General features: G+C 53.5%; 17 protein-coding genes and 1 pseudogene. 2 read left to right on the top strand and 16 right to left on the bottom strand.

Going from position 1 to position 26,868, the window contains the following annotated elements; genetic code table 11:
• Positions 1 to 26: 26 nt before the first annotated feature.
• Complete coding sequence (locus KNP74_RS04080) at positions 27 to 2,711, bottom strand: HD domain-containing phosphohydrolase (RefSeq protein ID WP_371816312.1); 2,685 nt, start codon at positions 2,709 to 2,711, stop codon at positions 27 to 29.
• A gap of 201 nt (positions 2,712 to 2,912) precedes the next feature.
• Here KNP74_RS04080 and KNP74_RS04085 point away from each other — a divergent pair, with 201 nt between their 5' ends.
• Entirely contained in the window at positions 2,913 to 3,221 is a 309-nt protein-coding gene (locus KNP74_RS04085) for a PadR family transcriptional regulator (RefSeq protein WP_021066441.1), read from the top strand.
• A 5-nt stretch (positions 3,222 to 3,226) separates the two neighbouring features.
• Positions 3,227 to 4,411, top strand: a complete 1,185-nt coding sequence (gene chrA, locus KNP74_RS04090) for a chromate efflux transporter (RefSeq protein WP_034778831.1) — start codon at positions 3,227 to 3,229, stop codon at positions 4,409 to 4,411.
• Positions 4,412 to 4,446: 35 nt separating this feature from the next.
• Here the strand turns inward: chrA and KNP74_RS04095 are convergent, their stop codons facing one another.
• From KNP74_RS04095 to KNP74_RS04165, 15 genes and pseudogenes are all read right to left on the bottom strand, one after another.
• On the bottom strand, positions 4,447 to 4,959 hold the full coding sequence (locus tag KNP74_RS04095; protein ID WP_371816313.1) for a YdcF family protein: 513 nt from the start codon (positions 4,957 to 4,959) through the stop codon (positions 4,447 to 4,449).
• Between the two features lie 92 nt (positions 4,960 to 5,051).
• Positions 5,052 to 6,464, bottom strand: a complete 1,413-nt coding sequence (locus KNP74_RS04100) for a glycosyltransferase (RefSeq protein WP_214763477.1) — start codon at positions 6,462 to 6,464, stop codon at positions 5,052 to 5,054.
• A 37-nt stretch (positions 6,465 to 6,501) separates the two neighbouring features.
• The gene (locus tag KNP74_RS04105; RefSeq protein WP_214763478.1) at positions 6,502 to 7,743 is read right to left on the bottom strand and encodes a DHHW family protein; all 1,242 of its coding nucleotides are present in this window, start codon (positions 7,741 to 7,743) and stop codon (positions 6,502 to 6,504) included.
• Positions 7,744 to 7,761: 18 nt separating this feature from the next.
• Positions 7,762 to 9,195 carry an MBOAT family O-acyltransferase gene (locus KNP74_RS04110; RefSeq protein ID WP_214763479.1) on the bottom strand — a complete coding sequence of 478 codons (1,434 nt, stop codon included), beginning with the start codon at positions 9,193 to 9,195 and terminating at the stop codon, positions 7,762 to 7,764.
• A gap of 24 nt (positions 9,196 to 9,219) precedes the next feature.
• Positions 9,220 to 9,699, bottom strand: a complete 480-nt coding sequence (locus KNP74_RS04115) for a hypothetical protein (RefSeq protein WP_214763480.1) — start codon at positions 9,697 to 9,699, stop codon at positions 9,220 to 9,222.
• Between the two features lie 76 nt (positions 9,700 to 9,775).
• Positions 9,776 to 10,882 (bottom strand): non-hydrolyzing UDP-N-acetylglucosamine 2-epimerase, encoded by a 1,107-nt coding sequence (gene wecB / locus KNP74_RS04120; RefSeq protein WP_034778842.1) that lies wholly within the window; start codon positions 10,880 to 10,882, stop codon positions 9,776 to 9,778.
• A gap of 80 nt (positions 10,883 to 10,962) precedes the next feature.
• Positions 10,963 to 11,739 (bottom strand): annotated as a pseudogene (gene tagH, locus KNP74_RS04125) (teichoic acids export ABC transporter ATP-binding subunit TagH); the annotation flags it as partial.
• A 7-nt stretch (positions 11,740 to 11,746) separates the two neighbouring features.
• The gene (locus tag KNP74_RS04130; RefSeq protein ID WP_034778846.1) at positions 11,747 to 12,544 is read right to left on the bottom strand and encodes an ABC transporter permease; all 798 of its coding nucleotides are present in this window, start codon (positions 12,542 to 12,544) and stop codon (positions 11,747 to 11,749) included.
• Positions 12,545 to 12,560: 16 nt separating this feature from the next.
• A complete protein-coding gene (locus KNP74_RS04135) occupies positions 12,561 to 13,850 on the bottom strand; it encodes a nucleotide sugar dehydrogenase (protein WP_214763482.1) in 1,290 nt (429 codons plus the stop codon).
• Positions 13,851 to 13,991: 141 nt separating this feature from the next.
• Complete coding sequence (locus tag KNP74_RS04140; protein WP_214763484.1) at positions 13,992 to 16,166, bottom strand: glycosyltransferase; 2,175 nt, start codon at positions 16,164 to 16,166, stop codon at positions 13,992 to 13,994.
• Positions 16,163 to 19,234, bottom strand: coding sequence for a CgeB family protein (locus tag KNP74_RS04145; protein WP_214763485.1), 3,072 nt, complete (start codon positions 19,232 to 19,234; stop codon positions 16,163 to 16,165). Before KNP74_RS04145 ends, KNP74_RS04140 begins: the two co-directional genes overlap by 4 nt.
• Positions 19,235 to 19,316: 82 nt before the next feature.
• On the bottom strand, positions 19,317 to 19,643 hold the full coding sequence (locus KNP74_RS04150; protein ID WP_214763486.1) for a hypothetical protein: 327 nt from the start codon (positions 19,641 to 19,643) through the stop codon (positions 19,317 to 19,319).
• Positions 19,644 to 19,653: 10 nt separating this feature from the next.
• Positions 19,654 to 22,341, bottom strand: coding sequence for a glycosyltransferase (locus KNP74_RS04155; protein ID WP_214763487.1), 2,688 nt, complete (start codon positions 22,339 to 22,341; stop codon positions 19,654 to 19,656).
• A 198-nt stretch (positions 22,342 to 22,539) separates the two neighbouring features.
• Entirely contained in the window at positions 22,540 to 24,615 is a 2,076-nt protein-coding gene (locus KNP74_RS04160; protein ID WP_214763488.1) for a bifunctional metallophosphatase/5'-nucleotidase, read from the bottom strand.
• A 262-nt stretch (positions 24,616 to 24,877) separates the two neighbouring features.
• A complete protein-coding gene (locus KNP74_RS04165; protein ID WP_214763489.1) occupies positions 24,878 to 26,821 on the bottom strand; it encodes an asparagine synthetase B family protein in 1,944 nt (647 codons plus the stop codon).
• Positions 26,822 to 26,868 lie beyond the last annotated feature (47 nt).

The raw sequence follows: 26,868 nt of genomic DNA on the forward strand, positions 1-26,868 counted from the left end.
GGGCTCTCCTTTTTATAATGCTTCAATCACCTCTGTAACGTCGGCACGACTTTCTTGAAAAACACCTCGACGAGTTCCGGGTCGAACTGCCGGCCTGCTTCTTCTGCGATGACCGCGAGCGCCTCGTCGAGCGTCTTCGCTTTCCGATACGGGCGTCCCGTCATCATGACGTCGAACGTGTCCGCAATCGAGATGATGCGTGACGCGAGCGGGATCTGCTCTCCGCTGATCCCTTTCGGATAACCGTTCCCGTCCCATCGTTCATGGTGGGCGAGCACGATTTCGGACAGTGGCCCATACTCCGGCACCGTGCTCAAGATGTTGTAGCTCACTTCGGGATGACGTTTGATTTCACGCCATTCGGACTCGGTCAACGTGCCCGGCTTGTCTAAAATCTCATTGCTGATCGCGACCTTGCCGATATCATGCAGTGTCGCCGCCGTGACGAGTTCGTTCACATCGGCACTCGTGAAGCCCATCGCCTGTCCGAGTTGCCGCGACAGCTCGGCGACGCGTTGCGAATGTGCTTCCTCTCGCGGGATTTTCTCATAAAGCGTTCGCATGATGAGCTGAATCGAGTAATGCCTCCGACTTTGTTTTTCAGACACTTTATGGTGATACATCCGGTCCTCGGCCAAATTGAACACTTCCGCGATGGAGAGCGCGTCATCTTCCTTTACCGCTTCCCCGAACGATGCCGAAATCGGCAGCCCTTCGATCGATTTGGCGAGGAACAGTTGGCTCAGGCGATCGGACAAGCGGTTCGCCTCTTCAAGTGACGTATTCGGCATGATGATGACAAACTCATCCCCACCGATTCGAGCGACCGTATCCTTTCCTCGAATCTCACGTTTGAGCGTCAACGTCGCCTCGATCAACAAGCGATCCCCGACGAGATGACCGAACGCGTCGTTCGTCAGCTTCAACCCGTTGACGTCGACGACGATCAAGGCGAGCGGATAATAGTCCGGCTCGTCGTACGTGATGAGCGCCTCATCGAAGTAACGGCGATTCTTCACCCCGGTCAACTGGTCGTGATAACTCAAATACTCGATTTCCATCTCGTATTTCTTCTTCTCGGTCACGTCACCGATATAGCCGTGCCAAAGGACATGCCCTTCATCAAGCTTCTCTGGACGCGACGATCCTAAAATCCACGTCGTCCGGCCGTCGGGCGTCAGGACACGAAACTCCGCATCCCAAATCGTCAAGTTCTCGTACGACGTCTCAATGCTCGCCATCACGTTCGGATAATCTTCGGGATGGATTTTTGAGAACACGAGACCCGGGTCTTGTTTCATCTCCTCGAACGTGATACCGGTCAGCACCTCGAATCCTCGGCTAAAGAATGGGAAGTGGAAGCTGCCGTCCGGGCGCCGCTCGAACTGATAGATGGCACCGGGCACTTGATCGGACAGCTTCGTGAGCAATCGGTCCCGCTCGGCGAGTTCTTCCTCGAGTTGGACGCGTTCCGTCACGTCTTTGGCGACGGCGTAAATATAGTTGCCTTGGACTTTTGAATGCCACTCGATTGATCGATAGTCTCCATCGATGGTCCGGTATCGGTTGACGAAACGGAAGATATCCTTCCCTTCTTCGAGCAAGGCGAACGCTTCATTCGTCTTCTCGACGTCATCGGGATGAATCAGGCTCGTGAAGTCCATGTTCTCGAGTTCTTCGAGCGGAAACCCGAGCACACGCTCCCACGCCACGTTCAAATGGAAAATCTCATGATTGGTCAGGGACATGATGCACTCCAAGTCGACGGTCGCGAACCCTTCGAACATCGACTCTTTCGCATCCCCGATTTGCCGGTCCGCTTTCGTCATCTGTTCGAGGATGTGCACGATATACAATTCGACGAGCCCAAGGCGGCTCGCCTCTTTATTTCCTTGCATGACAATCGTCAAATCCCCGTAAAAGACACCGTCCTTCTCGATTTTAAACAAGACGACTTGGCCAAGGTCAAAAATCCGTAAAATATTTTTGATCAGTCGTTTCGGCAACACCCCGTCGACGAGCGGTAAAATGTCGTCGAACACGATTGGGCTCGGTGCCTCGAGTAACTTGGACCGTTTCGGGCTCATCGGCCATTTGCGGCCGACCGGATGGAAGCCTAGCACATCGAGACTGCGCTCGAGCAGTTCATCAATGCACGAGAGCGCTACGGTCGAGTACGTCTGTCCATCATCGTCGACTAAATTGAGCATCACGGCCTTGGCACCGGTGAACCCTCGAATCTGGTCTAGGAAATGTTGGTTCATCAACAATTCTCGTCCGGTCGTCACGAAGCGGTGCGACACGTTGACGAGTTGTTTCAGCGCATTGTTTTCTTGGACGTGCGGTGTGATGTCGTGGAACAGCGTCGACACATGACCCGGACGCTCGCTAAAGACAGACAGTTCATACCAGGCCTTGTTGCGACGTGAGAAATGTTCGAACGTGATGGCTTCGCCACTACTGACAGCACTCGCGACTTGGACGATCCATTCCCGTTCGCTGTATTCAAAATCTTTCAACTTGTCGGTGATCCGTCCACCGAGAAACTGTTCGCGCTTTGCTTTCATGATGCGCTCGAACGCTTCGTTCACTTCATGAAATTCGTAATCGACGGGCTCCCCCGCCTCATCGTAGAGCACTTTAAACTCGACGTAGCCTTGGGGCATATGGCGCAACAAGGATTGAAATTTGGTCTGGTCTAAGTCTGCCACGTCGGTCCCTCCTCCGTTCAATTCTACTTTTCAGTTTACCTCATTTCTTACAAATTCCCTATATTTTCCGAATCGATTCTCGCCAATATGCGCACATTAAGTTTTTGTAAATGACACCTCTCGGCTTGCACCTCCCCATCTCGATTGTTAGTATGATTACGAAAACCGATATCGAAAATCGATTTCAAGGAGATGATGTATGTGGAAGACCGCGTCCTTCGCAAGCTGTTCCTCGGCTTTATTCATATTCACATCTTGCATCATGCTGCCGAACATCCGGTATATGGCGCGTGGATGGTCGAAGAACTTCGAGAGCACGGCTACTCGATTAGCGCCGGCACGCTATACCCAATTTTACACACGATGGAGCAGGATGGCCTGCTCGTCCGGACCAATGAGCTCGTCGGAGGCCATATCCGGAAGAATTACACGACGACCGAAAAAGGCCTCGTCGTCTTGGCGGAAGCCCGTCAAAAAGCGTATGAACTATTCAAAGAAATTAAGGAGTGAAGCACATGTCCAACCAACGCGTAACGTTCAAAACGTTACTTGAGATTTTATTCGTATCGACCCGGCTCGGCCTGACCTCGTTCGGCGGACCGGTCGCCCACCTCGGCTATTTCCATGAGGAGTACGTCCGCCGTCGCAAATGGATGGACGAACGCGCCTATGCCGACCTCGTCGCCCTCTGTCAGTTCTTGCCGGGTCCGGCGAGCAGCCAGGTCGGTATCGGCATCGGGATCGTCCGTGGCGGCATCCTCGGCGGGATTACGTCGTTCATCGGGTTCACGGCCCCGTCCGTCATCGCCCTCATCTTATTCGCCCTATTGGTATCGGGACTCGACGTCTCAGACGCGGGCTGGCTTTATGGATTGAAAGTCGTCGCCGTCGCCATCGTCGCCCACGCCATTCTCGGGATGGCCGGTAAATTGACGCCGGACGCGAAGACGCGGACAATCGCGTTCTTCGCACTCGCCGGAGTCCTGTTATGGCAGACGACCTATAGCCAAGTGCTCGTCATCTTGCTCGCCGGACTTGCCGGGTTCTTGCTGTTCAAACCGCAAAACCTCGACGTCAAGTCGGCTTCGTTCCCGCTCTCGAAACGACTCGGGGCGACGCTCCTCGGCCTGTTCGGGGCGCTCCTCGTCATCTTGCCGATCTTACGGGAGACGATTGAGAGTCAATCGGTCGCCATGTTCGATAGCTTTTACCGCGCGGGGGCCCTCGTCTTCGGCGGCGGCCACGTCGTCTTGCCGCTGCTCGAGCGTGAGCTCGTACCGGCCGGTTTCTTGAGTGAAGAGGCGTTCCTCGCCGGTTACGGGGCCGCCCAAGCCGTCCCAGGACCGCTCTTCACGTTCGCGTCTTATCTCGGGACGGTCATCAATGGCGTGCCGGGAGGTCTGCTCGCCACGCTTGCCATCTTCTTGCCGGCGTTCCTGTTGATCCTCGGTGCCTTGCCGTTTTGGGATGCGCTCCGTCGTAACCCGAAAGTCGCCGGCGCGCTCATCGGCGTCAACGCTGCCGTCGTCGGGATTTTGATCGCCGCCTTCTATCAGCCGATCTTCACGAGCACGGTGAACGGTGCGGTCGACTTCGTCTTCGCTGCTTTCTTGTTCGCCATGATCGCGTATTGGAAGATGCCGCCTTGGGCGCTCGTCATCGTCGGGGTCATCGGTGGGATGATCATCGGCACGTTATAACACGAAAAAGGGACTTCATTGCGAAGTCTCTTTTGTCATGGCCGCCATTTCCAGCGCATATAGTTGATGAATAGCTTCACGTACGCCAGCTGCTCGCGGACGACGTACTTCAATTTCGTTGCCGGGGGCGTCTTTGCGTAGAGCGCATCGATCGCTAGGCCAAAATACAGCTTACCGACGAGCCGGGCCCGCCTGACGTGAAAATCGTTCGTGACGATCGTTAGTCCAGGTTCCCCATCCCAAATCGGACGGCTGAACAGAAAGTTCTCGTACGTCGACGTCGACTCCGCCTCGATATGGATTCGCGCCGCGTCGACGCCACGTGCTATCAACTCCCGGGCAATGACGCGCGCTTCCGCCATCCCTTCATCGGGTCCTTGCCCGCCGGAGGCGATCAACTCGACGTGTGGATGTCTGTTCGCATATGCGGCCGCCGCTTCAATCCGGTGCATCAAGGCCCGGGACGGTTGAATCCCGTTCACTTTCGCACCGAGGACGAGCACGTAACGATACGTGCCGTCAGCGTTTTGTCGTTTCACTTGATTCACCTGCCTCGGGATGATTATATCAATCTTTTTCAATCATAGGACGACGAAGGACCGGTGGGGATTCCACCGGTCCTTCCGTTATAGTCGACCCGTCACATAAAGAACTTTCCAATCGGATGTGATTTCGCTTTGTCGAGTTGTTGCTTCAACGTCTCGACTTCTTTAGCCAAACGTTCATTTTCAGATTCGAGTTGTTGCGTCGTGGCTTCGAGAGCGGTCACTTGCTTGTCCTTGTCACGATTCGAACGGTTCGCCGCAATTAAGTCACGTTTCACTTGGTTCGTGTTCTTACGGGCTTGATCTCGTTCTTCTTTCGTCTGCTTCCGGAGCGCTTCTTTCTTATCGAGCTTCCCTTCTAACAATTGGGCCGCCCGGTAATAGTTGAGCTGTTCGTAACGGCTGTACGGATACACCGCCTCCACTTCGACAGCAGGTCCGCCTTCGGCAATCACTTCTTGGAGCAATTGCTCCAGACGAGTTTGGGGGACCACGTCTCGGAATTCTTGGTCGACCAACTCGGCTGAGAATGTCGAGAGTTCAGCCCGATATGACTCGTCCTGTAGGCGCTTGATTTCATCACCAATCGAGCCGCTCTTATAGCCGTCATACTTTTTTCCGATACCGCCAAAGTTAATTTTTGCAGCGTCACGCCATGACTCTGGAGTGATCAAGCCGTGGTAGCCTTTACTGCCGACGGCAATCGTTGGCTTTCCGACAGCCATGGCTTCGAGTGCCGCTCGACCTGGAGCGATAATAAAGTCGGCTTCGCTCATCGTCTCTGGAAGCTCTTCCTGACTGAGCCAGCCGAGCCATTCGATTTTTTGGTTCGTCCCTTCAACGGTCTCTTTATACCGAGCCTCGTACTTCTCGCGCTGAGTCCCGTCTCCAATCACATACCAATCGATCGGCATTTGTTGGACGCGCTCATCTTTCAAACCGTCTAAAAAGACGTCTAGAATAAACAGCTTATCTGGGTCAATGCGGGATGAGAACATCCCGACGAGACGTTCTTTCTTACGCGCTGGTTTTTTCGGTTGGAACAAATCCGATACCCCGTTCAAGATGACTTCTACTTTCGGGGCAATCTGTGGACAATGGTCCACCAAATACTCCGCGATCTTGTCAGACACAGCAATGACTTTTGAGATACTCGTATGGTACTGATCGATGTCATCGTGATACATCCCATGAATGACGAGCACGAACGGAATATTCTTTGCCTCCGCCACCGCTACACCGAGTTGGCGAGAGTTGAACGGGTGGGCATAGACGACGTCGAACGGCAATTCAATCAACTGCTCGATCACGTCTTTGACATTCTCGTTCGTATAGTCCGTCTCGATGACGGTCCCGCCGAGCGAGCGAATCTCATCCGCAAACGGACCTGGTTTCGAGACGACCGTGATATCGTGTCCATGTTTACGTAAATGGCGGACCGACGCTAAAATGTGAAGGTGCAGCCCACCCATCGCCGAGTGGAAAAATACAGGTAACAGAATCCTCATTTGATTGATCCCTTCTCAATTTCGTGTGATATACAGCTTAGAACGAATCTTCGTAGTCCCCAGACATCCCGGAGATGCGGTCGTTATGCATGAACAAGACGAGGTCGACATCGTTCTCTTCGACGTAGTCCGTGATATCGACTTTGCCTTCCGCGTAGCGGACGTCAATCGCCGACACCGTCCCGAACGATTCACCGAGGAAGCCGAGCACCGGGTTGGCGTACGAATCCTTCAAGACGAGCACGTGCAAGTCGTTGACCGGATCTTTCTGCTCGATGCGCAGCTGTCCGTAGTTGTCTCCCATGAATACACGATAGAAGTCAGAGAACCGAGCCGTCTCTTCGGCTTCTTCGCGCACGACGACAGAGTGGCCGCAGTCATCTCCGTTCCGGCACACTTCAGTTGTGAAGCCATCTTTCGGTTCCAACCATTCCAAGTAGTCGAGTCTCTCGACGTACGGGAGTGAGATTTCACGGGCGTGCGAGCCGAAGTACGGTTGGTCGATCTTGAACGTCTCCATATCGGACGCCTCAAGTTTCGGTACATCCTTATAGTCTTCTTGGAGCCGCTCGATGATTTGTTGATACCCAAGGAAAGCCCCGTGGACGTTCCAATGGTGGTCATTGTAGAAATAGATGTCTTCCATCGGTTGATTGAAGATTGTCTCGCCGAGGTCAATCAGTTCGAACTCGGCCCCTTCGACCGCGTCATGTAGATTGCCGCGGCTCTCCAAGTCCCCGCTCATGACGTAATCCGGGGTCAACTCATTTTTAGAGGCGAAAGCCGGTTTACTTGGAGCTGAGGCAAAGTAGACCGGGACGTCCTGTTCTTGCATCGCCGCCCCGAATTCCGGGAACAATCGCTTCATGTTGTCAAACTCGCGCACCGGCTCGTCCGGACTGATGAGCACCTCATTATCGAGGGCGAGCACCCCGTTATTGACTTGTTGTCGGAAAACGTTCTTTTGGAAACCGGCCTGGAGCCCCATCCAACGGTCTCGTTGGAACACTTGGTCACTCGAATAGGTTTCAAACGCTTCCATATAGGAGCCATCGCGCACGGCCTTGACCGATGCTTCCGGTTGTTGTGCGAGTTCACGCCCTTCTAACACGGACACTTCCCGATCTTGACCGAACCAATACGTGGCCAGACCGAGAAAAAGTACGCCTAGAAACACACCGAGCAATAGAAAGTCAGCGAACCAGGACTTTTCGAGCCCTTTTGGTTTTTCTTTGATCGGGCGTGGACCAGGCTTTCGAGAATCTAACGGCTTCTGCATCGTATTGCTCCTTTCTCTTTAGAAGCGGAAGTAGATAAATGGATTGAACGTGCTCGACACGATATACGAAATCGATAAGAAGAAGAGCACGGTCACGCCCGTCACACGGACAAGTCCGACGATGCGACGAGTCGTCATCGATTTCGTCTCATCGAGTTCTTGGCTCAATAGTTTCCCGACGACGATGCGCGGGATTGGCGTTGCCCCTATGATGGCGATCGTGAGGACGACACCGTATTGAACCAAGTAATAGAGCGCTTGTTGGTCGAACAGCGGACCGCCGTGAAGACCGAACATCGCCTGTAAATAACTGATCGCATATGGGAAATCGTCGGCTCGGAAGAACACCCAACCGATGATGACGACGAACAGCGTGAACGATAGCGACAGCCAAGACGGCATCGCTTTCAACCATTTCCCAAGAAATGCACGTTCGAGCATGATGAATACTCCATAGTATACACCCCAGGCGATGAACGTCCAGCTCGCCCCGTGCCATACACCGGTCAAGAGCCAGACGATGGCCAAGTTACGATACGTCTTCCACTCGCCTTGGCGATTTCCGCCGAGCGGGATGTAGACGTAGTCTCGGAACCAGCTTCCGAGAGACATGTGCCATCTGCGCCAAAACTCCGAAACGGAACGTGAGATATACGGGTAGTTAAAGTTCTCTAAGAAGTGGAACCCAAACATGCGCCCTAGCCCGATGGCCATATCCGAATAACCTGAGAAATCGAAGTAAATTTGGAGCGAATAGGCGATGACCCCGATCCAGGCGAGTGTCGTCGACATCTCGCCGGCCGGCATGCCGAAAATCTGGTCGGCGACGTAGCCGGCACTGTTCGCTAAAATCATCTTCTTTCCGAGACCGATGACGAAGCGCTGAATCCCAGACACGAAGTCATCGATCGTCTCGCGCCGGTCGACAATTTCATCGGCGACCGTCTGATAGCGGACGATCGGTCCGGCAATCAATTGCGGGAAGAACGAGACGTAAAGTGCCAAGTCGAAAATGTTGCGCTGGACTTGACCGTCTTTGCGGTACACGTCGATGACATAACTCATCGCTTGGAACGTGAAGAACGAGATACCGAGCGGGAGCGGGATTTCCGGGTCGTTCAGCGAGAAGCCGAGGACGCTGTTGACGTTCTCGACGAAGAAGCTCGCATATTTGAACACCCCGAGCATCCCTAAGTTCCCGAGCACCATGAACGTCATCCATAACTTGATTTTCTTTTCATGTTGTCGGTCACGATCGACGAGCCGTCCGAAGACGTAGTTCATCACGATCGACGCGAGCATGATCAAGACGAATCGCGGTTCGCCCCATGCATAGAAAAACAGACTCGCGGCAAGCAAAACCATATTTTTGACGGGACGCGGCGAGATGAAGTACAAACCGATGACGATCGGCAAGAAATAGAATAAAAAGACGGTTGAACTAAATAGCATCTGAGTTAGTCCCTTCCTACAAGATTACTCCTCAAACGAGAGATATAAATCGTCGAGTCGAATGGTCCGGGGCTCCGTCGTCTCAATCACATACTTGTAAGAGAGTTTGAAATACTCCGCACCTTCGACTTGAGGAATCGACTCCTCAATCTGGTTGACGCCCGGGTTGAGCGTCAACTTGAAGCGTTTGTTCGAGACACGTTCCTTATCTTTATATTGCATGAAATACATCTCGAGCTTCACGGTCGCATCGCTGAGCACGTGAATCTGTGTATCGAGGCCAATTGTGTTACAAGGGTCCATCTTGGCGTCGGGTAAAAACATTTGTGACGGCGGGATTTCAAATTTCAAATCGAACAGTTGCACATAAATTGAGTCGGACTCACTCTCCGGCATGAACGTAACTTCTGTCTTATACCCTTCTTCACGCATCCGTAAATGGTCTTTTTGAAAGCCGCGCGGATAATAATGATAAATCGCAGGGCGAATTCGTTTGACTGCCATATCGTTTCCTCCGTTTATAAGAAAAGAGTCGCCGTACGCATGTACGAGACAACTCTTATTCTTTTACATTAAGTTATTAGAAATCCGTTGCCAAAATGGCGTCGACGATGCGTCGTGACGCTTCCCCGTCACCGTAAGGGTTCGAAGCTTTCGACATCTTCTCGTAAGCCGTTGCATCCGAAAGAAGCTCATCAGCGAGACCGAAGATGACTTCTTCCTCGACACCAGCGAGTTTCAACGTACCAGCGGCCACGCCTTCCGGACGTTCCGTCGTGTCACGAAGGACGAGGACCGGAACACCGAGTGACGGTGCTTCTTCTTGCACGCCGCCTGAATCCGTGAGGATCAAGTGCGAGATTGACGCATAGTTGTGGAAATCGAAGACGTCGAGCGGCTCGATCAAGTGAACACGATCGATGTCGTGTAAGATCTCGTTGGCGAGTTCACGGACGACCGGGTTCATATGGACCGGATAGACGACTTCGATATCATCATACTTCTCGATCAAACGACGGACGGCGCGGAACATGTTGCGCATCGGCTCGCCGAGGTTCTCGCGACGGTGGGCCGTGAGCAAGACGAGACGGCGGCCTGATTCACGGATTGAGTCGAGCAACTCGTTCGTGTAGTCTTCACGGACCGTCGTTTTGAGTGCGTCGATGGCCGTGTTGCCCGTGACGAAAATCTTGTCTTCCGGTTTGTTTTCACGAAGCAAGTTCTCTTTCGACGTTTCCGTCGGTGCGAAATGAAGGTCGGCCATCACGCCTGTGAGCTGACGGTTCATCTCTTCCGGGAACGGTGAGTACTTGTTGTACGTGCGAAGACCCGCTTCGACGTGTCCGACCGCGACTTGGTTATAGAACGCCGCGAGCGATGCCGCGAACGTCGTCGTCGTGTCACCATGGACGAGGACGATATCCGGTTTCGTTTCAGCGATGACTTCACCCATGCCTTTGAGCACGCGTGACGTCACGTCATACAACGTTTGTTTGTCTTTCATGATATCCAAGTCGTAGTCTGGCTTGATCTCAAACAACTCGAGCACTTGGTCGAGCATTTGACGGTGTTGCGCCGTGACGACGACGATTGGTTCGACCCCTTCACGTTTCTTCAACTCGAGGACGAGTGGTGCCATTTTAATCGCTTCCGGGCGTGTCCCGAAGACAGTCATTACTTTTTTCATCGATTCGCTAACTCCTCTTCTGTGAGCGGCGGCAAGATATACGTCTCGCCGAGCTCTGTAGATTCGACAACGGTTGTCCGGCGTTTCAACTTATCCGCTTTGAACGCGTCTTGTTGGTCTTTCGATAAGTTACGGAACCATTTTAAAAACTTGTTGTATTCACGTGCGACTTCTTCGACCGGTCCGTATTCGCGGACCTCGCCGAACTCGAGCCAAAGTCCCAGCGTACAGAACTGCCGGACTTGTGACACGGAGTGGCTGATGAAGAAAATCGTCTTGCCTTGATCCTTGAACTCGTTCATCTTCGTGAGACACTTGTCGGTGAACGTTTGGTCACCGACCGAGAGCGCCTCATCGATGACGAGGATGTCAGGGTCGATATTAATCGAAATCGCAAATCCGAGACGCGACTTCATCCCGCTCGAGTATGTCTTGACGGGTTGATAGATGAAGTCACCGATATCGGCGAACTCGACAATCTGTGGCGTCAGCTCGGCGATTTGTTGTTTCGTCATCCCGAGCATGAGCCCTTTCAATTCGATATTCTCCATCCCGCTCAAGTTCCCGTTCAAGCCAGACGAGATTGCGATGAGCGCCGTCTTGCCTTTTAACTGGATTTGACCGTGGGTGGGCGGCATCACATCCGCGAGCAGGTTCGACATCGTCGATTTCCCTGACCCGTTGATGCCGATGATGCCGACGACTTCGCCCGGCGGCACTTCAAACGTGACGTTCCGGAGCGCATAGAATTGCTTCCCGTTCGTTTTATTGAGGAAAATCTCCTTCAATTTGTCGGTCGGCTTGTTGTATAACGTATAACGTTTTGACACGTTTTCAAATTTAACTTGATACATGATAGCCTCCTCAAATGTAATCGATGAAATATCGACGGAAGCGCATATGGATCATCGAACCAACAAAGAAGAGGACGAGCACGATCGCCCAGTAGTAGAGACCATACGCCCAGTTGTTCGCGAGCCAATCGGTACCGAGGAACATCGAACGATAGCCTTCAATCAAGTAATACAATGGGTTGACTTGAAGAATATCTGCGAGACGGCCGGTCGGAACCCAAAAAATCGGCGTCAAGTACATGAGCATTCGCATGAGCGATTGCAATAAGTTTTGTAAGTCGCGCACGATGGTCGTCAGTGCGGACGTGATTAACGCTAGCGAGTAAAGTAAGGCAAGAGCACTGATCGCCAAGTAAATGAACCAAAGCGAATGCAGCCCCATCGGATAGCCGAACGCCCACATTAACACGTAGGATACCGCCACTAAAATGGCATGGCGATAAAACAACGATAACAGGACGTACGCAGGAATCGTTGAGATTGGAAAGCTCATCTTAGAAACTAACCCAATCTTCGAATAGACAGACCGAGCCGTGGAAGTGATTGCCGCGGCAATAAAGAACCAGACGACAATCCCCGCAACGAGCCATGGCAGAAACGGCACGCCATCAATCGGCCTGCCGCTTCGAATACCAAATCCAAATACAAACCAATAGACTGCGATTTGCAGCAATGGCGTGACGAATTCCCATAAAAATCCGAGGTACTGCATTGAATAGTTGCTCTTCGTCTCATACGTCGCGAGACGCATGATCAGATACTTACTCGATTGCAGTTCTGAAAGAATAGCTTTCGCGGATTTAAACATGTGAATTCACCTTGAATCAACGTACGAGATTCGTTTCCTTTGTAAATTTGTACAAGTTGCCGTAGTTAACGACTACCACATCCTCGCCAGCTGGCTTCACGATGTTGCGCGTATCAAAGATCATCGGACGACGCATCGCTCCGCTAAGTTCAGCGAAATCGATTGTCTTGAACTCGTTGTGGTCGACGAGGACGAGGACGAGGTCCGCGCCTGCGATTGCTTCTTCTTTCGAGACGAGGTCGAAACGGCTCGATGTCGACTTCTCGACGTGACCGTCATGAACCGAGATGTTCACGCCACGGTCGAGCAAGAGCTCACAGATGTCAACAGCTGGGCTTTCACGCATGTCGTCAACGTTTCCTTTGTACGTCACGCCGAATACAGCGACTTTCGCGTCTTCGATGCCCGCAACGAGCTTCTCGACGTTGTCGGCCACGTAGGCTGGCATCGAGACGTTCGTCTCACGCGACAAGTTGATGATTTGAGCGAGGTCAGGTGACTTCGCGACGATGAAGTATGGGTCGACCGCGAGGCAGTGACCACCGACGCCAGGACCTGGGCTATGCAAGTTGACGCGCGGGTGTTTGTTTGCCATCTCGATGACGTCGAGGACGTTGATGTCGAGGTCGTTACACACTTTAGCGAGTTCGTTCGCGAGTGCGATGTTGACGTCGCGGAACGTGTTCTCCATGAGTTTCGACATTTCAGCCGTCTTCGCATCCGTCTTGACGATCTCGCCTTCGACGAATGTGCCGTAGACGCGTGCGCCAGCTTCCGCACAGGCAGGCGTGATGCCGCCGACGATACGGTTGTTGTGCACGAGCTCGTGCAAGATTTGTCCTGGAAGGACACGCTCTGGGCAGTGAACGAGGAAGATGTCTTCGCCCACGACGAATCCAGCTTCTTCAACGATCGGCTTGACGAAATCGTCCATTGTACGTGGCGCGATTGTCGACTCGACGATGATGACGTTGCCTTTCTCGACGAATGGAAGGACTTTACGTGTCGCGTCCAAAACGTAAGTGAGGTCGCACGACTTGTGCTCGTCATCATTGTTTGGTGTCGGGACGGCGATGATGAAGGCGTCCGCTTTCTCCGGTGAGAGTGACGCACGGAATTTACCTTTTGCAACGACGTCGGCTACGACTTCGCCGAGACCTGGCTCTTCGATGTGGATTTCACCACGGTTCAATTTATCTACGACGTTTTGAGAGATATCTACCCCAACGACGTCGACGCCGTATTTAGCGAAGACTGCCGATGTCGGCAAACCAATATACCCAAGACCTACTGTACATACTTTCATTTGTAGTAACCTCCAAGTGTGTGTGTGCCCTGCGATTTCTCAGTGCGAGCATGTCCATCATTTTATTTCAGTTTCGACAATAAAACAATACTCATTATACTCTTGAACAAATCAGCCGAGCAATTACATTTTAATGACAAATCAATGTTTTTCCGTTTCGGACAACGCCTCTAGTATAAGCTGTTCCAGCTTTTTAGCAAGTGTTTCGACCGCGAAGTGCTCAAACGCATAGGCTTGAAGCGGTTTTGCGGCTTCGAGCAAACGGTCTGAATCGTCGGCGTACGAGCGAATGATGTCGACGGCGTCGGACACATTTTCGAGCAATAAGTCGTCCGGATAAATCGTCTCGCTTCCCGTCCAGTGACGGATGAGCGGATACGTCCCCGACGTCATCGCTTCGGCCGGAGCCAAATGGAAGCTCTCGAGATCGCTCATCGAGAGGACGAAACCGATCTTTTGCAACCATTCCGGCACGTCGTCGCCGTGGCCGTCGAACTGGACGCTCGATTGGAATTGCGGCTCTTCGAGACGGGCGAGCAACTTGTCGTAATACGCCCGCTCCTCTTCCCGCTTGTTGATCCAGTAGATCTCGTTCGGGTGATGTCCTTTAATGAAGAGTTTATAGCGGCTGTCTTGTTGTAACAGCTGCTCGAGCAAATCGAGCACCAAATCGAGCCGTTTCAGTTTCGGGTTGACGCCGATCATACCGAGGTGGAACGTCAAATCTTGTTTCACTTTCGGCTGCGCCAAACGCTTGCCGTCGACGGCGTTATAAATCATCGTCATCTTATGGCGCGGAATGCGGAACAGACGGTACATCTCTTCGAGCATATACGGCGAGACGAGGATGATTTTGTCGATGTTGTGCAAGTTGTATTGGCGCGGGAATGGCGTCTCTTTCTCTTGACGGTGAATCCGGACGATCAGCTTCTGGTGCGGCAGCTTATGCTCCGAGTACCAGACGGCGTTGCCGAGTCCCCACTCACAGAAGATGATGTCGGCCTGCTCAAGACATGCCTTACTATGGTTGACGTTGTGAATCTTATGGCCATCCCATTGGTCGACGAGTACGTTGAAGCGCGGGTTCTCCGAGAACTGCTTCATGAACAGCTTCAAGAACTTCAAGTCATGACCGGCGAAGACGATCGTCAACTTCTTCATCGCCCACAACTCGTCGCGCAGACGCGCGTACGTGTTCGTGAACGTGTAGTACTGGGCCATGTCGTACAAGCGCTTGGCGGCCTCACGGTAGATGCCTGCGTCCGTGAGTGCGAGGCGTGCCTTGTCGATGAACTCCGTCTCCGAGTTGACGAAGAGCGGATAGTCCGCCCCGAGGATGAGCTCGTGCATCGGGTTACGGTTGAGTAGTACCGGTTTTCCGAGCGCCCCGTATTCGAGCAGCTTCGTCGACAGCTCGAGCGAGGCATCGAGTTCCGGATGGCGCCAAGATACGCCGACCGCACTCGACTCGATTAACGTCTCGACGTCGCGGCGCGGGATGCCTTTCAGCCACGTCACGCCTGGATCGTGACCGAGTCGATGTGTCACGTCTTTGCGGAAGTTCGGATTGTTCGGGTCTTGATTGAACTTGTCCCCGGCGACGTGAAGCTCGGCCGCCGGATGCGCGGCGCGCAGTTTCGTGAACGCCGTCAAAATCTCGCTCGAATACCAGAGCGGCGCGAATTTGCCGGTATAGACGAGGCGGTCGTTCGGTTTCGTGAACGACGGTGTCGCCTCCTTCACGTTCGGAATCATCGGATTCAAGATGAGGAACGGCCGCTCCGTCGGAAGGAACGTCTCAAAATAATCTTTCATTGCCGACGTCTGGCAAAGCATGCGGGCCGAGCGTGAGGCGATTTGTTTCAAGCGGGCAAGCTCTTCGTCCGACGCCTGCGTATGGTCGTGCGTGAAATCCGTGATATACGTCCACGTCTTCGCCATCGTATCTTCATATGCTGACAAATTATAGGCGAGCTGGAAGCCGCGGATGAACGCCAAGTCGTAAGACCCGCTCATCATGAGCTCATGGATGAGCTGGGCCGCTTCAGACGGCTCGAGCACTTTCTTCTCGTAATAAGGTTCGTCCTTCTTCGGCGACGTCTCGCTGAACACGTCGAGGAAACGGACGTTCGGCAACTCACGAATCGACGCCGTCACTTCCGGCTTCACGATCGAGCGTTTCAATAAGATATCGACGTGAATCGACGGGTCTTGTTTCAACATATGAACGACGGATGTCAGCCAAATGGCCGACCCGTCGATCAAGTTCAAGTTCACGTCCCCATAGACGAGGACGCGGAGCGGTGCTTTCGTCATAACGTTACCTCCTGGACCATTGCGTCGGAGAGATTAGCTCCGTCTTTGACGTATTGATACGGGTCGATGCTGAAAATGCGCTCCCCGGACTGGGCCAGTTCTTGGAGTGACGCATCTTTCGTCAACACGTCGAGTGCCTCTTTCACGCTATAGAAGCGGAGTGCCGCCGGTTTGACGAGCGAACGTGTCGGAACAGCGTCGAACACGTAGCGATAGCTCGCATCTGTGTCTTGTTTCTCGAGCGTCCCGTCAAACGTGTAATGGTCGCCTTTCGTCAAGATGTTGGCGTCGGCATAACGCGCCGCCAAAATATAATCGGACACGTACGACGGGCCGTAGTAGTCTTCCCGGTTGACGTACGCCATCCATTCGAAGCCGTCCAAAATCTCGGACAAGGCGTTGTACTGCGTCAAATAGCTGAGCATGAACGTCGAGATTTCCTCGGTGTTGTACTCGTTATAGACGTCGATGTAACCGTCGAACTTATCGAGGAACACGACGAGATGCGTGTGGGCATAGTCTTGCGCTTGATAGATCGACACGACACGCTCCATCTCTTCTTTCGAGCGGACGATGGCGACCATGGCGACTTTGGCGTGATCGACCCGATACGGGATGCCGATCGCACCGACGACTTGGGCGAGTCGTTGCGTGTACGTGTGATACGTCAACACGTGACGCATCCCGCGCATGGCGACGTCCTCATAGAACGCGTCATCCGTCAACAGCTTCTTGAACGTCTCGTCGAGCATGGCATCTCCCTCATCGAGGAAGACGTAATCGCCGAGCATCTGCTTGACGCCAATCGAACGCGTGCTGACGACCGGTGTCGCACAGGCGAGTCCTTCGAACACACGACGCGAGAACATCGTCGGCGAATCGTTGACCGAGTTGACGTTCAGCATGACTTTGAAGCCTTTGTATGCTTTCGCAATCTGGTTATATTTCAAACTGCCGCGAATCGAGTCACGGAACTGCTCCGGGAATTGGAGCTGGTCCGTCTCGCCGCGTTGGTTCATCTCATAGTTGCGGTCATAGATGACGAGGCCGTAACGGTTCGCTGCGGCGAACAGGCGGTCCATATCTTGACGACGCGACTCATGACGGTTCGCGTAATACGAGCCCGCGAACGACGCGTACGGTTCACGCGTACCCGGCAAGCGAATCGGGTTGTGCTCTTTCGGTTGCGCGGCGAACGGGAGCGCGCCGACGCGGTCGTGACCGCAGTCGCGGATATAATCCTCGACTCGATTCTCGTCGGTCGTGTAGACGTAGTCAAACCGTTTGGCTGTCTCGATGAAGCGATCGTAGTGGATCGGGTCTTCCTTGTTCCAGAACACGGTCGGGATGTTGTTATGACGGCACCATTCGAGCAGGCCGTCGAGTTCTTCCCACGTGTTCGTGCCGTATTTGACGATTTTCTTCTCCCACGCCCCGGCGTTCCCTTTCCACGCCGACTCGACCATCAAGAAGTCCGGCTGTTCATCGGCAAGCACGGCCGTCCAGTTGTCCGGTGTGAACGTGATCAAGTCACATTCCGGACGGTACGATGCGGTCGTGAACTCATCGAAGATGGCCGCGACTTTCAGTTCGTGCAGCTCACGCGGCACGGCACGGAAAAGACGGGCCTCACGCACGTCGAGCCATTCCGGGCTACGCGTCCGGTCGCTGATGATTTCCTCGGTGACACGAATCCGGTCGATGACCGCTTCCCCGTCCCCGTCGACACGAAGCGCAAAACGGAGGCGACGCGCCTCTTTCTCGAACTCGAAAATTTTCTCTGAACCGAGTTGGACTTGCTGCATATTCAATCGGCCTTCCGTCGAATACGTGATGATATAGAGGACGACGTTCGTCCCTTCACCCATCTCTCCATCGACCGTGACCCGGTAACGACTGTTCGATTTGACGTCGAACAAGAAATCGACCGGCAACAGTTTGAAGCTGTTGTTCGTCTCGGCGTACGAGATATAACGGCGATTGCCTTCCCCGGTCTTCAACTTGACGACCAGCTGGTCGTGTTTATGTTTCAGTTTGATCGTATCCGGCGTCGGCACCGTCCACATCGACGGTTTGAGCGACAGGATTTCTTCGCGCCGGACGCTCTTCTCGCGGACCATACCGAGCTTCAATCCATGAAGCTCACCGTGACCTGAGAAACGGACAAAATAGCGGACCGTTGTATGGCTCGGTGTCAGGCGGATAATGCCGCTTAGCCCGAGCGGGACCTCGATCATCTGGTCTTGGCCGTCCGCCGTGTACGTGACGACGAACAGGGAAGCGTTCGCCGTGCCGGTCACCGTCCCTTTTAAATAGAAACGATAGACGTCATCGTCCATGTCCCCGAGCGGGAAATCGATGGCACGTTTCGTGTTCACGTGCGGGAGCGCCGACTCGCCGACGCCGAAATGGACGTACTGGCTGCCGACGCCGTGAAGCAACAGTTTATCGTCTTCGAAGTCGACGACGCGGTTGATTGCCGAGATCAACTCGAGCTGTTTTGGTGTCAAATCGATGCGATAGTCGAAATCAGCGTCTTGCATATGGTAAGCCATACCTTCGACATCCCAAAGCGAGACACCGTTGACGTTCAACTCGATGACGCTATAAGAGCCTTTCCCTTCCGTCTCGATGGCGAAGCGGACTCGCGTCTCGTTCGCGAGCAAGGCGATGTCGGTCGGTGCCTGATTGTAGACGAACACGTCACGTGAGTGCTTGTTCCGTTGGTAGAGCGACACTTTGACGACGGGATTGACGTCTCCTGTCGCCTTCGCCCGAAACTGGACGTGCAGATGACGAGTTGATTTTGAGAACATTTGCTTGAGGTCAAGCGCCTCTTCTTTCCCATCTGCTCGGTACGCGAGTGCGACCGCTTCCGGCCGTGAGACGATGACGTCCGCTCCTTCTAAGTGCACCGCATTCGATGCGGTATACCAATTCGGGACGATCGGTCCCCCTTTACGGGAAATCACGCGATTGCGCGTCTTATTGATGATTCGTTTCCCGACGCGACGTGAGCGCTGTAAACCAAGATGTGCCGCACGACGTGCTTTCGTTTGCCAACCCATATGTCTTTCCTCCAAACTGCGGGGATGTTCCCCTCGATTTCACTAATAAGGAAGCGACACATCACATGTCGCTCCCGGTTGGTCATTTTCGTTTGACGTTTTTGCCGACACGGCTTCGGATGGCCCGCACTTTAAGGAGTACTTTGCCGACTTTAGACTGTGTCAAACTTTGATATCTACGATTGATTTGGGTAAATTTCCGACTCATTTGGTGATAGCGTTTATCGGCCTTCTCGACTTCTTTCGAGATCCACTCTACCGTATAGAGCAGTTCGGCGTAACGATGCAAGAGACGTTGGTATTGTTGACCCCTGATCCGGTATTCACGTTGAAGTCGTTTGTTCTCCTCGATTTGTTCAGCGAGCTGCATCTCGAGAAGGTTCTTTTCTTGTTTCAATTGTTCACTCATGGTTGTCACCTCAACGGAATACGTCGAAATATAGACGTTTCAATTCATTTTTTTGACCGCTCTCGTACAGATCGATGAACTGTTTGAAGCGCGGGCTTCTCGGTTCGAGCGGCTTGAACTGCTCATAGATGGCATATAACAGGTCCGCATTGCCGAGGAAGTCCTCTTCCCGCGACCGGCGAATGAACTGGAGATACCATAGCTCGAAGAACCGTTCAAAGCGCGTCTCGCGGTAAACGTCGAGCACACCTTCACGTTCGAACGCTTTCGCTCGGGCCGTCTCACGCAAGAGACACTTCTCGAAGTAACGGCGTGTGATCGTGTTGACGGTCGACCCGGCCACGGCCGCGTAATAATCGTGGATCGTCAAATCGACGAGTGCGACCCGTTCTGCCGACAAGAACATCTCTTGGAAGAAGAGCGAGTCTTGACCGACAGCACCGATCACTTGCTTCAATCCGTTCTCGACGATGAAGTCGCGGCGGATGACCATCGCTTGGATGCTTTGGACTTTGAAGTTGTGCTCGAGCAAGTAGGCGCGCGGATCTTCGATCATGCGAATGCCATCTTTTTCGAGCCCTTCGAGTTCAATCATCGCCTCACGGTTCGACAGCTTCAACATACTGCCGACAGCGAGGTCGAGTCCCGGTTCGCGTGTCATCAACTGATACAGCTCATGATAGCCGTCGTTGACCGCCTCGTTATCCGGATCAAGGAACGCGATATACGGAGTCGTCGCAAGTTCGACGCCCTTATTGCGGGGGCGTGAGGCACTGCCGCTGCCGCCATCCGCGAACGAGTACGTGTAGACGTTCGCGTGCTCACGTGCCAAGCGCTCGACGTAACGAGCCGTCTCGTTGTCGGTCGAACCATCGTCGACGAGCCAGATTTCCATGTCGTCAAACATCGAGCTCCGCTTCAAACTGAAGAAGCATTTGTTATACAAGTAACGGCCGTTGTTATATACCGGCACGACGACAGACAGTTTATAGTCACGTGGTGCGTTCGGCGTCACGACGACCTCGCCTTTGACGAGCTCGTATCGGTCAATCGCATAACCTGTTAACGTGCGTGTTTTGAGCGTCCGCGTCGAGACTTCTTTTAGCGACAACTGTTCGGCGACGAACACCGAACGGTGGACGTCGGTCACGTCCGTCACATAGTCATGTTCCGGGCCCGTGACGAACGTCTTGCCGTCGAAGTAGGCCGCTTTCGTCACGAACGAGACGTCCGTGTATTTGAAGGCGTTAATCATGTCTTCCAAGTAGTACGCCTCATACGTATAGGCCGAGTCAAAGAACGCGACGAACGCCGTTTCTTGTAAATCTGTCTCGGTCACGGCGTCTGCCATGCGGAAACGGACGCTCGCATATGTCTGTGCGTCGATCATCGCTTGGAGACGTGACTCGTCACCCGAGCCGACGACGAGGACAGGGCGTGCCCCGAGCGTCTCCGTCTCGAGTCCGAGCGCGAACAACATCTCTTCAAACCGGTCGTGTAGCGTATGGCCGCCCATAACCGTGCGAACACCAGACAGTTGCTGGCGGACCATCTCGTCTTCTGTCTTGAACATGCTCAAGATTTGTTTTGCGTCCAAACGTCCCGTCGCGATGAACACGTTTGGGAAATCGTTGTTGACGGCGATATTATAGTTCGTCAAGACGAGATTGCCGCGCGCCTGTGCATCATAGATCTCTTGGGCGCAGTAAGTCGGACTGTTCTTCACTTCGTTGACATGAAGAATCCAGTCGACCGATTTTTTCAAGTCATCCATGTTTGTCTCGCTGGCGACGAGATATGGACGATACGCCTCAGCGACTTCTGTATGTTGATCACGGTTCGACTTCGTCACAAAGAGTTGATGGTCCGTCTCTAACACACCGTCCATCAATTTGTTGACGTCGTCCATGAACACGTTGCGCATCGGGAAGTCGTTCGTGACGAGCACATCGTTCAGACGCGGGCGCGTCATCCCGATCGGATTATGAAGCAATTGGTTGACGAACGGCTTGATGACGAAGACACGGTCATGGTTGCACAGTTCCGTGTAATCTTGAACCCGTTCTTCGTTGGCCGTAAAGACGACATCACATTTTGCCGCGAGTGATGCGAAACGAGCGTAATGGTTCGTATCGGCCTCCGTGTGGAACACGGTCGGGATGTCCCGATAGTTCGCTTGTTTAATCAGTTTTTCGAGCCATTCGCGCGAATGTGAACGTGGTGTCCCCATATGCTCAAAACTTGTCGCCGCTTCTCCTGGAAGAATCGGGCTGATCATCAGGAACTCGATGTTCACACCGGCATTGATGAGTTCTAAAAACTCGGTGACCGTACTGAACGTATGGATGTTGCAGACGTTACGCCACGTCTCGGCCCGTTCGACCGGTCCGACGAACGCCACGTCGATGAGTTTCTTCTTATAATAATACGCGGTTCCGTTCGACGACGGGAATGAAGACGCGTCGCTCGGGAATCGCTCGGACGCCGTGCCCCATTCTTGTTCGAGAGCCGTATGGTAGGCTTCGAGTTTGGCGTCGTCCCAATATGGGAGCTGGGCTTTCTTCGTCAAAGACGGCAAGTCGTTAATGAGAACGACATCGCCTTCATCTAGTGGTTCTTTTTGTGAAATCCGTTCCCGTTCGGCACGTACCCATTTCGTGTGCGCTTGAACGTCGGACAATAATCGTCTTACATCCATTAAATTCGCCTCATTCTTTCATCATGTCGTATCGTAGGCTTCACACCTACACCCTCTGTCATAGTATCAAATATCAGATAGGCAAGCAATTTCAGTCAGATGACAATCCATTGACCCGCCCCTCTTGTCGTATACCCGACTTTCACGACCATTAACAAAAAAAACACTCCCCTGAAAAGATCAGGAGAGTGAAACTGCTTAGTTTGCTGCTGTGTCGACGATGCGACCTTCGACTTTCGGCTCAACGGTTTTGAGACCGGCCACGTGGTCACGCAAGTTTTCCCAGTCCGAGAGACCGAGGTCTTGGACGCGTCCTTCTGCGTATGCTTTGCCGAGTTCTTCGAAGCCGTCGCCGCCTTTCGCCGTGAAGGCGTTCGTTGCGACTTTATAACGCGTCGTGTCGTTCGCAACGAGGACGTATGCGTCGTCTTTCAAGTACTCGATTTTCGTCACGCGTGAGCCTGACGGTTTCGAGCTATCGTACGTCACTTTCAAGCCGGCGACGTGAAGGAAACCGCCGTTTTCGTTTGGAAGCGGTCCGACGCTGCGCTCGAACGTTTGGTAAATCTCTGTCCCACTGAGGTCAGCGATGGCGAGCGTGTTGCCGAACGGAAGCGTCGTGAGCACTTCACCGATCGTGATTCCCCCTTCATCGATGGCTGCACGGATGCCGCCGCCGTTTTGCATCGCGCCGATGACGTCCGCGTTGAACGTCTTCGCTTTCGCGAGCATACCGTCTGTGATCAAGTTACCGAGTGCCGTTTCGTTTTTACGGACGCTCTCACCTGTCGTGTTGTCCGGATCTCCCGATCTTGGGTTCGTCAACGCTGCCGTCGCTGTAGCGCCGGTCGGTTGGTTTTTCAATGCGTCGACGTCTTCTTTGAACGGTGCAAGGAGTTGCGTCGCTTTCGCGTCCGCCTCAAGTTTTGACACGTCGATGACCGTACCTTCATGCGCGACGACTTTGCCGTCATGGTCGAACGTGACGTCGAGTGTGCCGAGGTATTGGCTGTACTGGTACGCCTGGACGATGATGGTCGGGTTGTCTGTATCCGCGTTCTTCACGACCGGTTCCTTGAGAAGCGAATGCGAGTGTCCGCCGATGATGACGTCGATCCCTTCAACTTCTTCCGCGAGGATTTGGTCGTTGTCGACCGCTGCGTTGTCATCATAGCCTAAGTGCGTGACCGCGACGATGTTGTTAACGCCAGCTGCCTCGAACGCTGCCACGGCTGCTTTCGCTTCCGCGATGTAGTCTTGGAATTGCGTGTCGCCTGGGCTGGCGATGTCAGCCGTCTCTTCTGTTGTGAGACCGAAGAATCCGACTTTGACGCCGTCTACTTCTTTGATGACACCTTCATAGAGACGACCGTTGTATGGCTTGTCCGTCACCGCATCACGGAAGAGCGGGTTCAAGTTCGCATCAGCTGAGAAGTCGAGGTTCGAACTGACGAACGGGAAGTTCGCATAGCGGATGAACTTGGCAAGCTCTGCGTTGCCGTCTTCGTCGCCGCCGAGGTCGAACTCGTGGTTGCCGAGCGTCATCAAATCGTATTTCATGTAGTTCATGAGTTTCAAGTCAGCCATACCTTCAAACTTGTTGAAGTAGAGCGAACCTGAGAATACATCCCCCGCATCGATCAAGAGAGCGTTCGGCTTCTCGGCACGAACTTGCTTAACGGCTGTCGCGCGTTTCGGCGCCAAATCGAGTGAAGCGTGCGTGTCGTTCGTGTGCATGAATGATACTGTATTCCCACCGACCGAGTATGGAAGCTCGGCTTCGATTGTGCGGCCGTTGCTCGTGAATTTCGCGTGAGCCGTGAACGAACCGATTTTCGATGTATCGATACCATGAACGCGGACGAGACGCTCGACCGTACCGTTCGCAAAGCGAACATCGAGACGAAGTGCGCTCGGCACATTTTCCCCTTGTTTGAACGAGAGCGCTTCAGCCGGCTCGATGGCGACCGGATAGTTCAAGACGCGGACGCGCTTCTCGACTTTCAACCCCTTGCCGAGAACGATTCCTTTCGCCGTTTGATATGTACCGAGTTTGTTCATCTTGACCGAAGACTTGTACCAGTGGATTTTGGCCCCTTTGTATGTCTTGTCGAGTGACGCGTCGAGGTCCCCTCCGCGGACGAAGTCCGTTTTCAGTTTGACCGTCTTCGCTTTCGGTGCCGCGTCAGCTGTCGCTGCCGGAACGATCGATGAAGCGGTGATGGCCGCCACAGCGAGTGAAGCGTACAACTTGTTCGTTTTTCGTGTGAGCATTTGATTTTCCCCTTTCAAATGTGGTGAAGCAGAACTAAAACGAATAATAGCGCTTACAATGTCTGACGGATGACAATTGGCCTTGCTCCCTATTCCGTCTTCAGACCTATCGTTTCAGAGACCACTCTCCTCTCTTAACATATCCAATTCCACTAGTAAATACAATTAATTTTTCGTTAATTCCGTGTATCTTTTCCAAAAAATCCCCCGACTGCAACATCGAGGGATTCCTTGGAAATTGAAACACGTTAGGCAAAAAGCCTTACTCCGCTTCAATCAACTCATGAACTTGTGTGAACGGACTCGATGCCCCAGCCTTCAAATGACCGTGCTCGATTTCTTGAAGACGCAGCGCCTCAAGTTGCATCTTTGAGGCCGCGCCCCATTTGTTTGGTCCACAGTCACGGAGGGCGACCGTCCGGACCATGAACTCGGTCGTCTCAGCCGTCGCATCGAACTCGACCCATACTTGGTTCGGGCCGCCCCAGGCCGCGATATCCTCGGACAAGTATAAGACCCCGTCGACCCAAATCTCGTAGCGCATCCGTCCTAGGCCAAGGGACGACCGCTTTTCGAACGGGTTGAGCACGTTCAAGTTCAAGCGATACGTCTGTCCGGATTTCGTCGGTAGAATTTGCGTGTAGACCATGTGATCGCCTTTTTTCATCGCGTTCGCCTCAAGATGATAGGACACGTTCGTCGTCAAGCGACGTACGTTCAACGGGATCGTCGACTCATTCAACCGTCCGCTCGTGATGACCCCGTTCAACGGCATCCAGTCTTGGTCGAGCGTCGGATGCAGATAATCGCGCATCGTGTCGCGTTTGTTCACGCCCCAGAACGCGAGCACTGGCCACTCATGACCGATTACTTCATAGAACAGCTTGGCGTATAGACGGTCCCCATACTCCGGCATGAGGAACAGCTCAAGGATGGCCCGGGCGTTGAACGGGATGTACGTCTCGAAAGCGACGTCGCTCTCAGCGAGCACTTGCTGGTGCCACATGCCCATCCGGTACTCCCAATATAACAAGTCGTACGGGTCATAGCCGTGGAGCGTCGCTTCGGTCAACCCGACCGCTTCAACGTAAGACCTCCATAACGCGACGACGCGGTCATCTTCCCGCGACTTCCACGAGTAGCAACGAATCGCGCCTTCGACGGTGAACTCGGCTGGGAGGGTACGGTTTTTCCGGTAAAAGGCACGGCCGATCTCGAGGATGTTCGACCGTAGATGTCGCGTCGGCCGGTCGTTGTACAGCTTCATATATTCATAGGCGTGGGCATGACCGTGATTTGATGTCACACTTTGGCGCATCATATCGCGAAACGGTTTTGTCTCGTCCGCTTGTTCGAACGCTCGGCCGTCGACCGGGATGATACGATGGGCGAACCCGAGGTCGCGCGCCATCATCGTGGCGACTTCCGCATCGATGTCGAGCGACTCGACGTGCGCCACGTTTTGGTACGTGAACGCCTCGATCTCAGCGAGGAACGGTTTCAGGAGCGCGAGCGACAGACGACTGTCGATCCCGGCTGTGAGGGAAAAGATGATACGTTCGTCTGTCTCGAACAGCTGATGCAACTGGTTGTCGAACCACGTCCGGAGCGGTTCGATTGCCGCCTCGACTGGTAGCGATTCAAGCGGACGCCGTGGATAATAACGCGTCATCACACATGAACCATCGACGAAATGGTTCGGGACGAGAATCCGGATCGTCTCATAGATCGTGAAGTGACCCGGCAAGTGGTAATGGTTGTGTTGACGCAACTCGCTTGAACAGAGCGGGTGCGGTGCGGACTGGACGTCTTCTTGCAACAGCTCTAAATGACTGGCGGCCCGGAGCGGCGCTTCTGTCGTGAAGTAGACGCCACGCATCCCCGTCGCATCGTGGTAGAGCCGGACGGATGCCTCGTCGCCACGAATGAGCACATAACGACCGCCCATGAAGTCGAGTGACTCATGAAACGCTTCCGTCGTTTCTGCGTTCAGTCGCGCAAGCAAGTTCATCCGGTCACGCTTCATCGCTCGGATATCAACGACATCCCCCAAGGCGAGCATCCACCGACTTCCATTTTGAATCAAGTCGACCTGAGTGATTGGGTCATAGTAAAAGAAGTCACCGTTCGGCAAAGTGACCACATCCCACCCGTCACGTTTGGTCTGTGTCGGCGTCATTAAAAATCCACGTTGATAAGCTTGCATCGTTTTCCCTCATTCTATAGTAAATTCTGGCCTCGACTCGAAAAAAG

This window comes from Exiguobacterium sp. s141 (assembly GCF_018618085.1).
Lineage (GTDB): Bacteria > Bacillota > Bacilli > Exiguobacteriales > Exiguobacteriaceae > Exiguobacterium > Exiguobacterium mexicanum_A.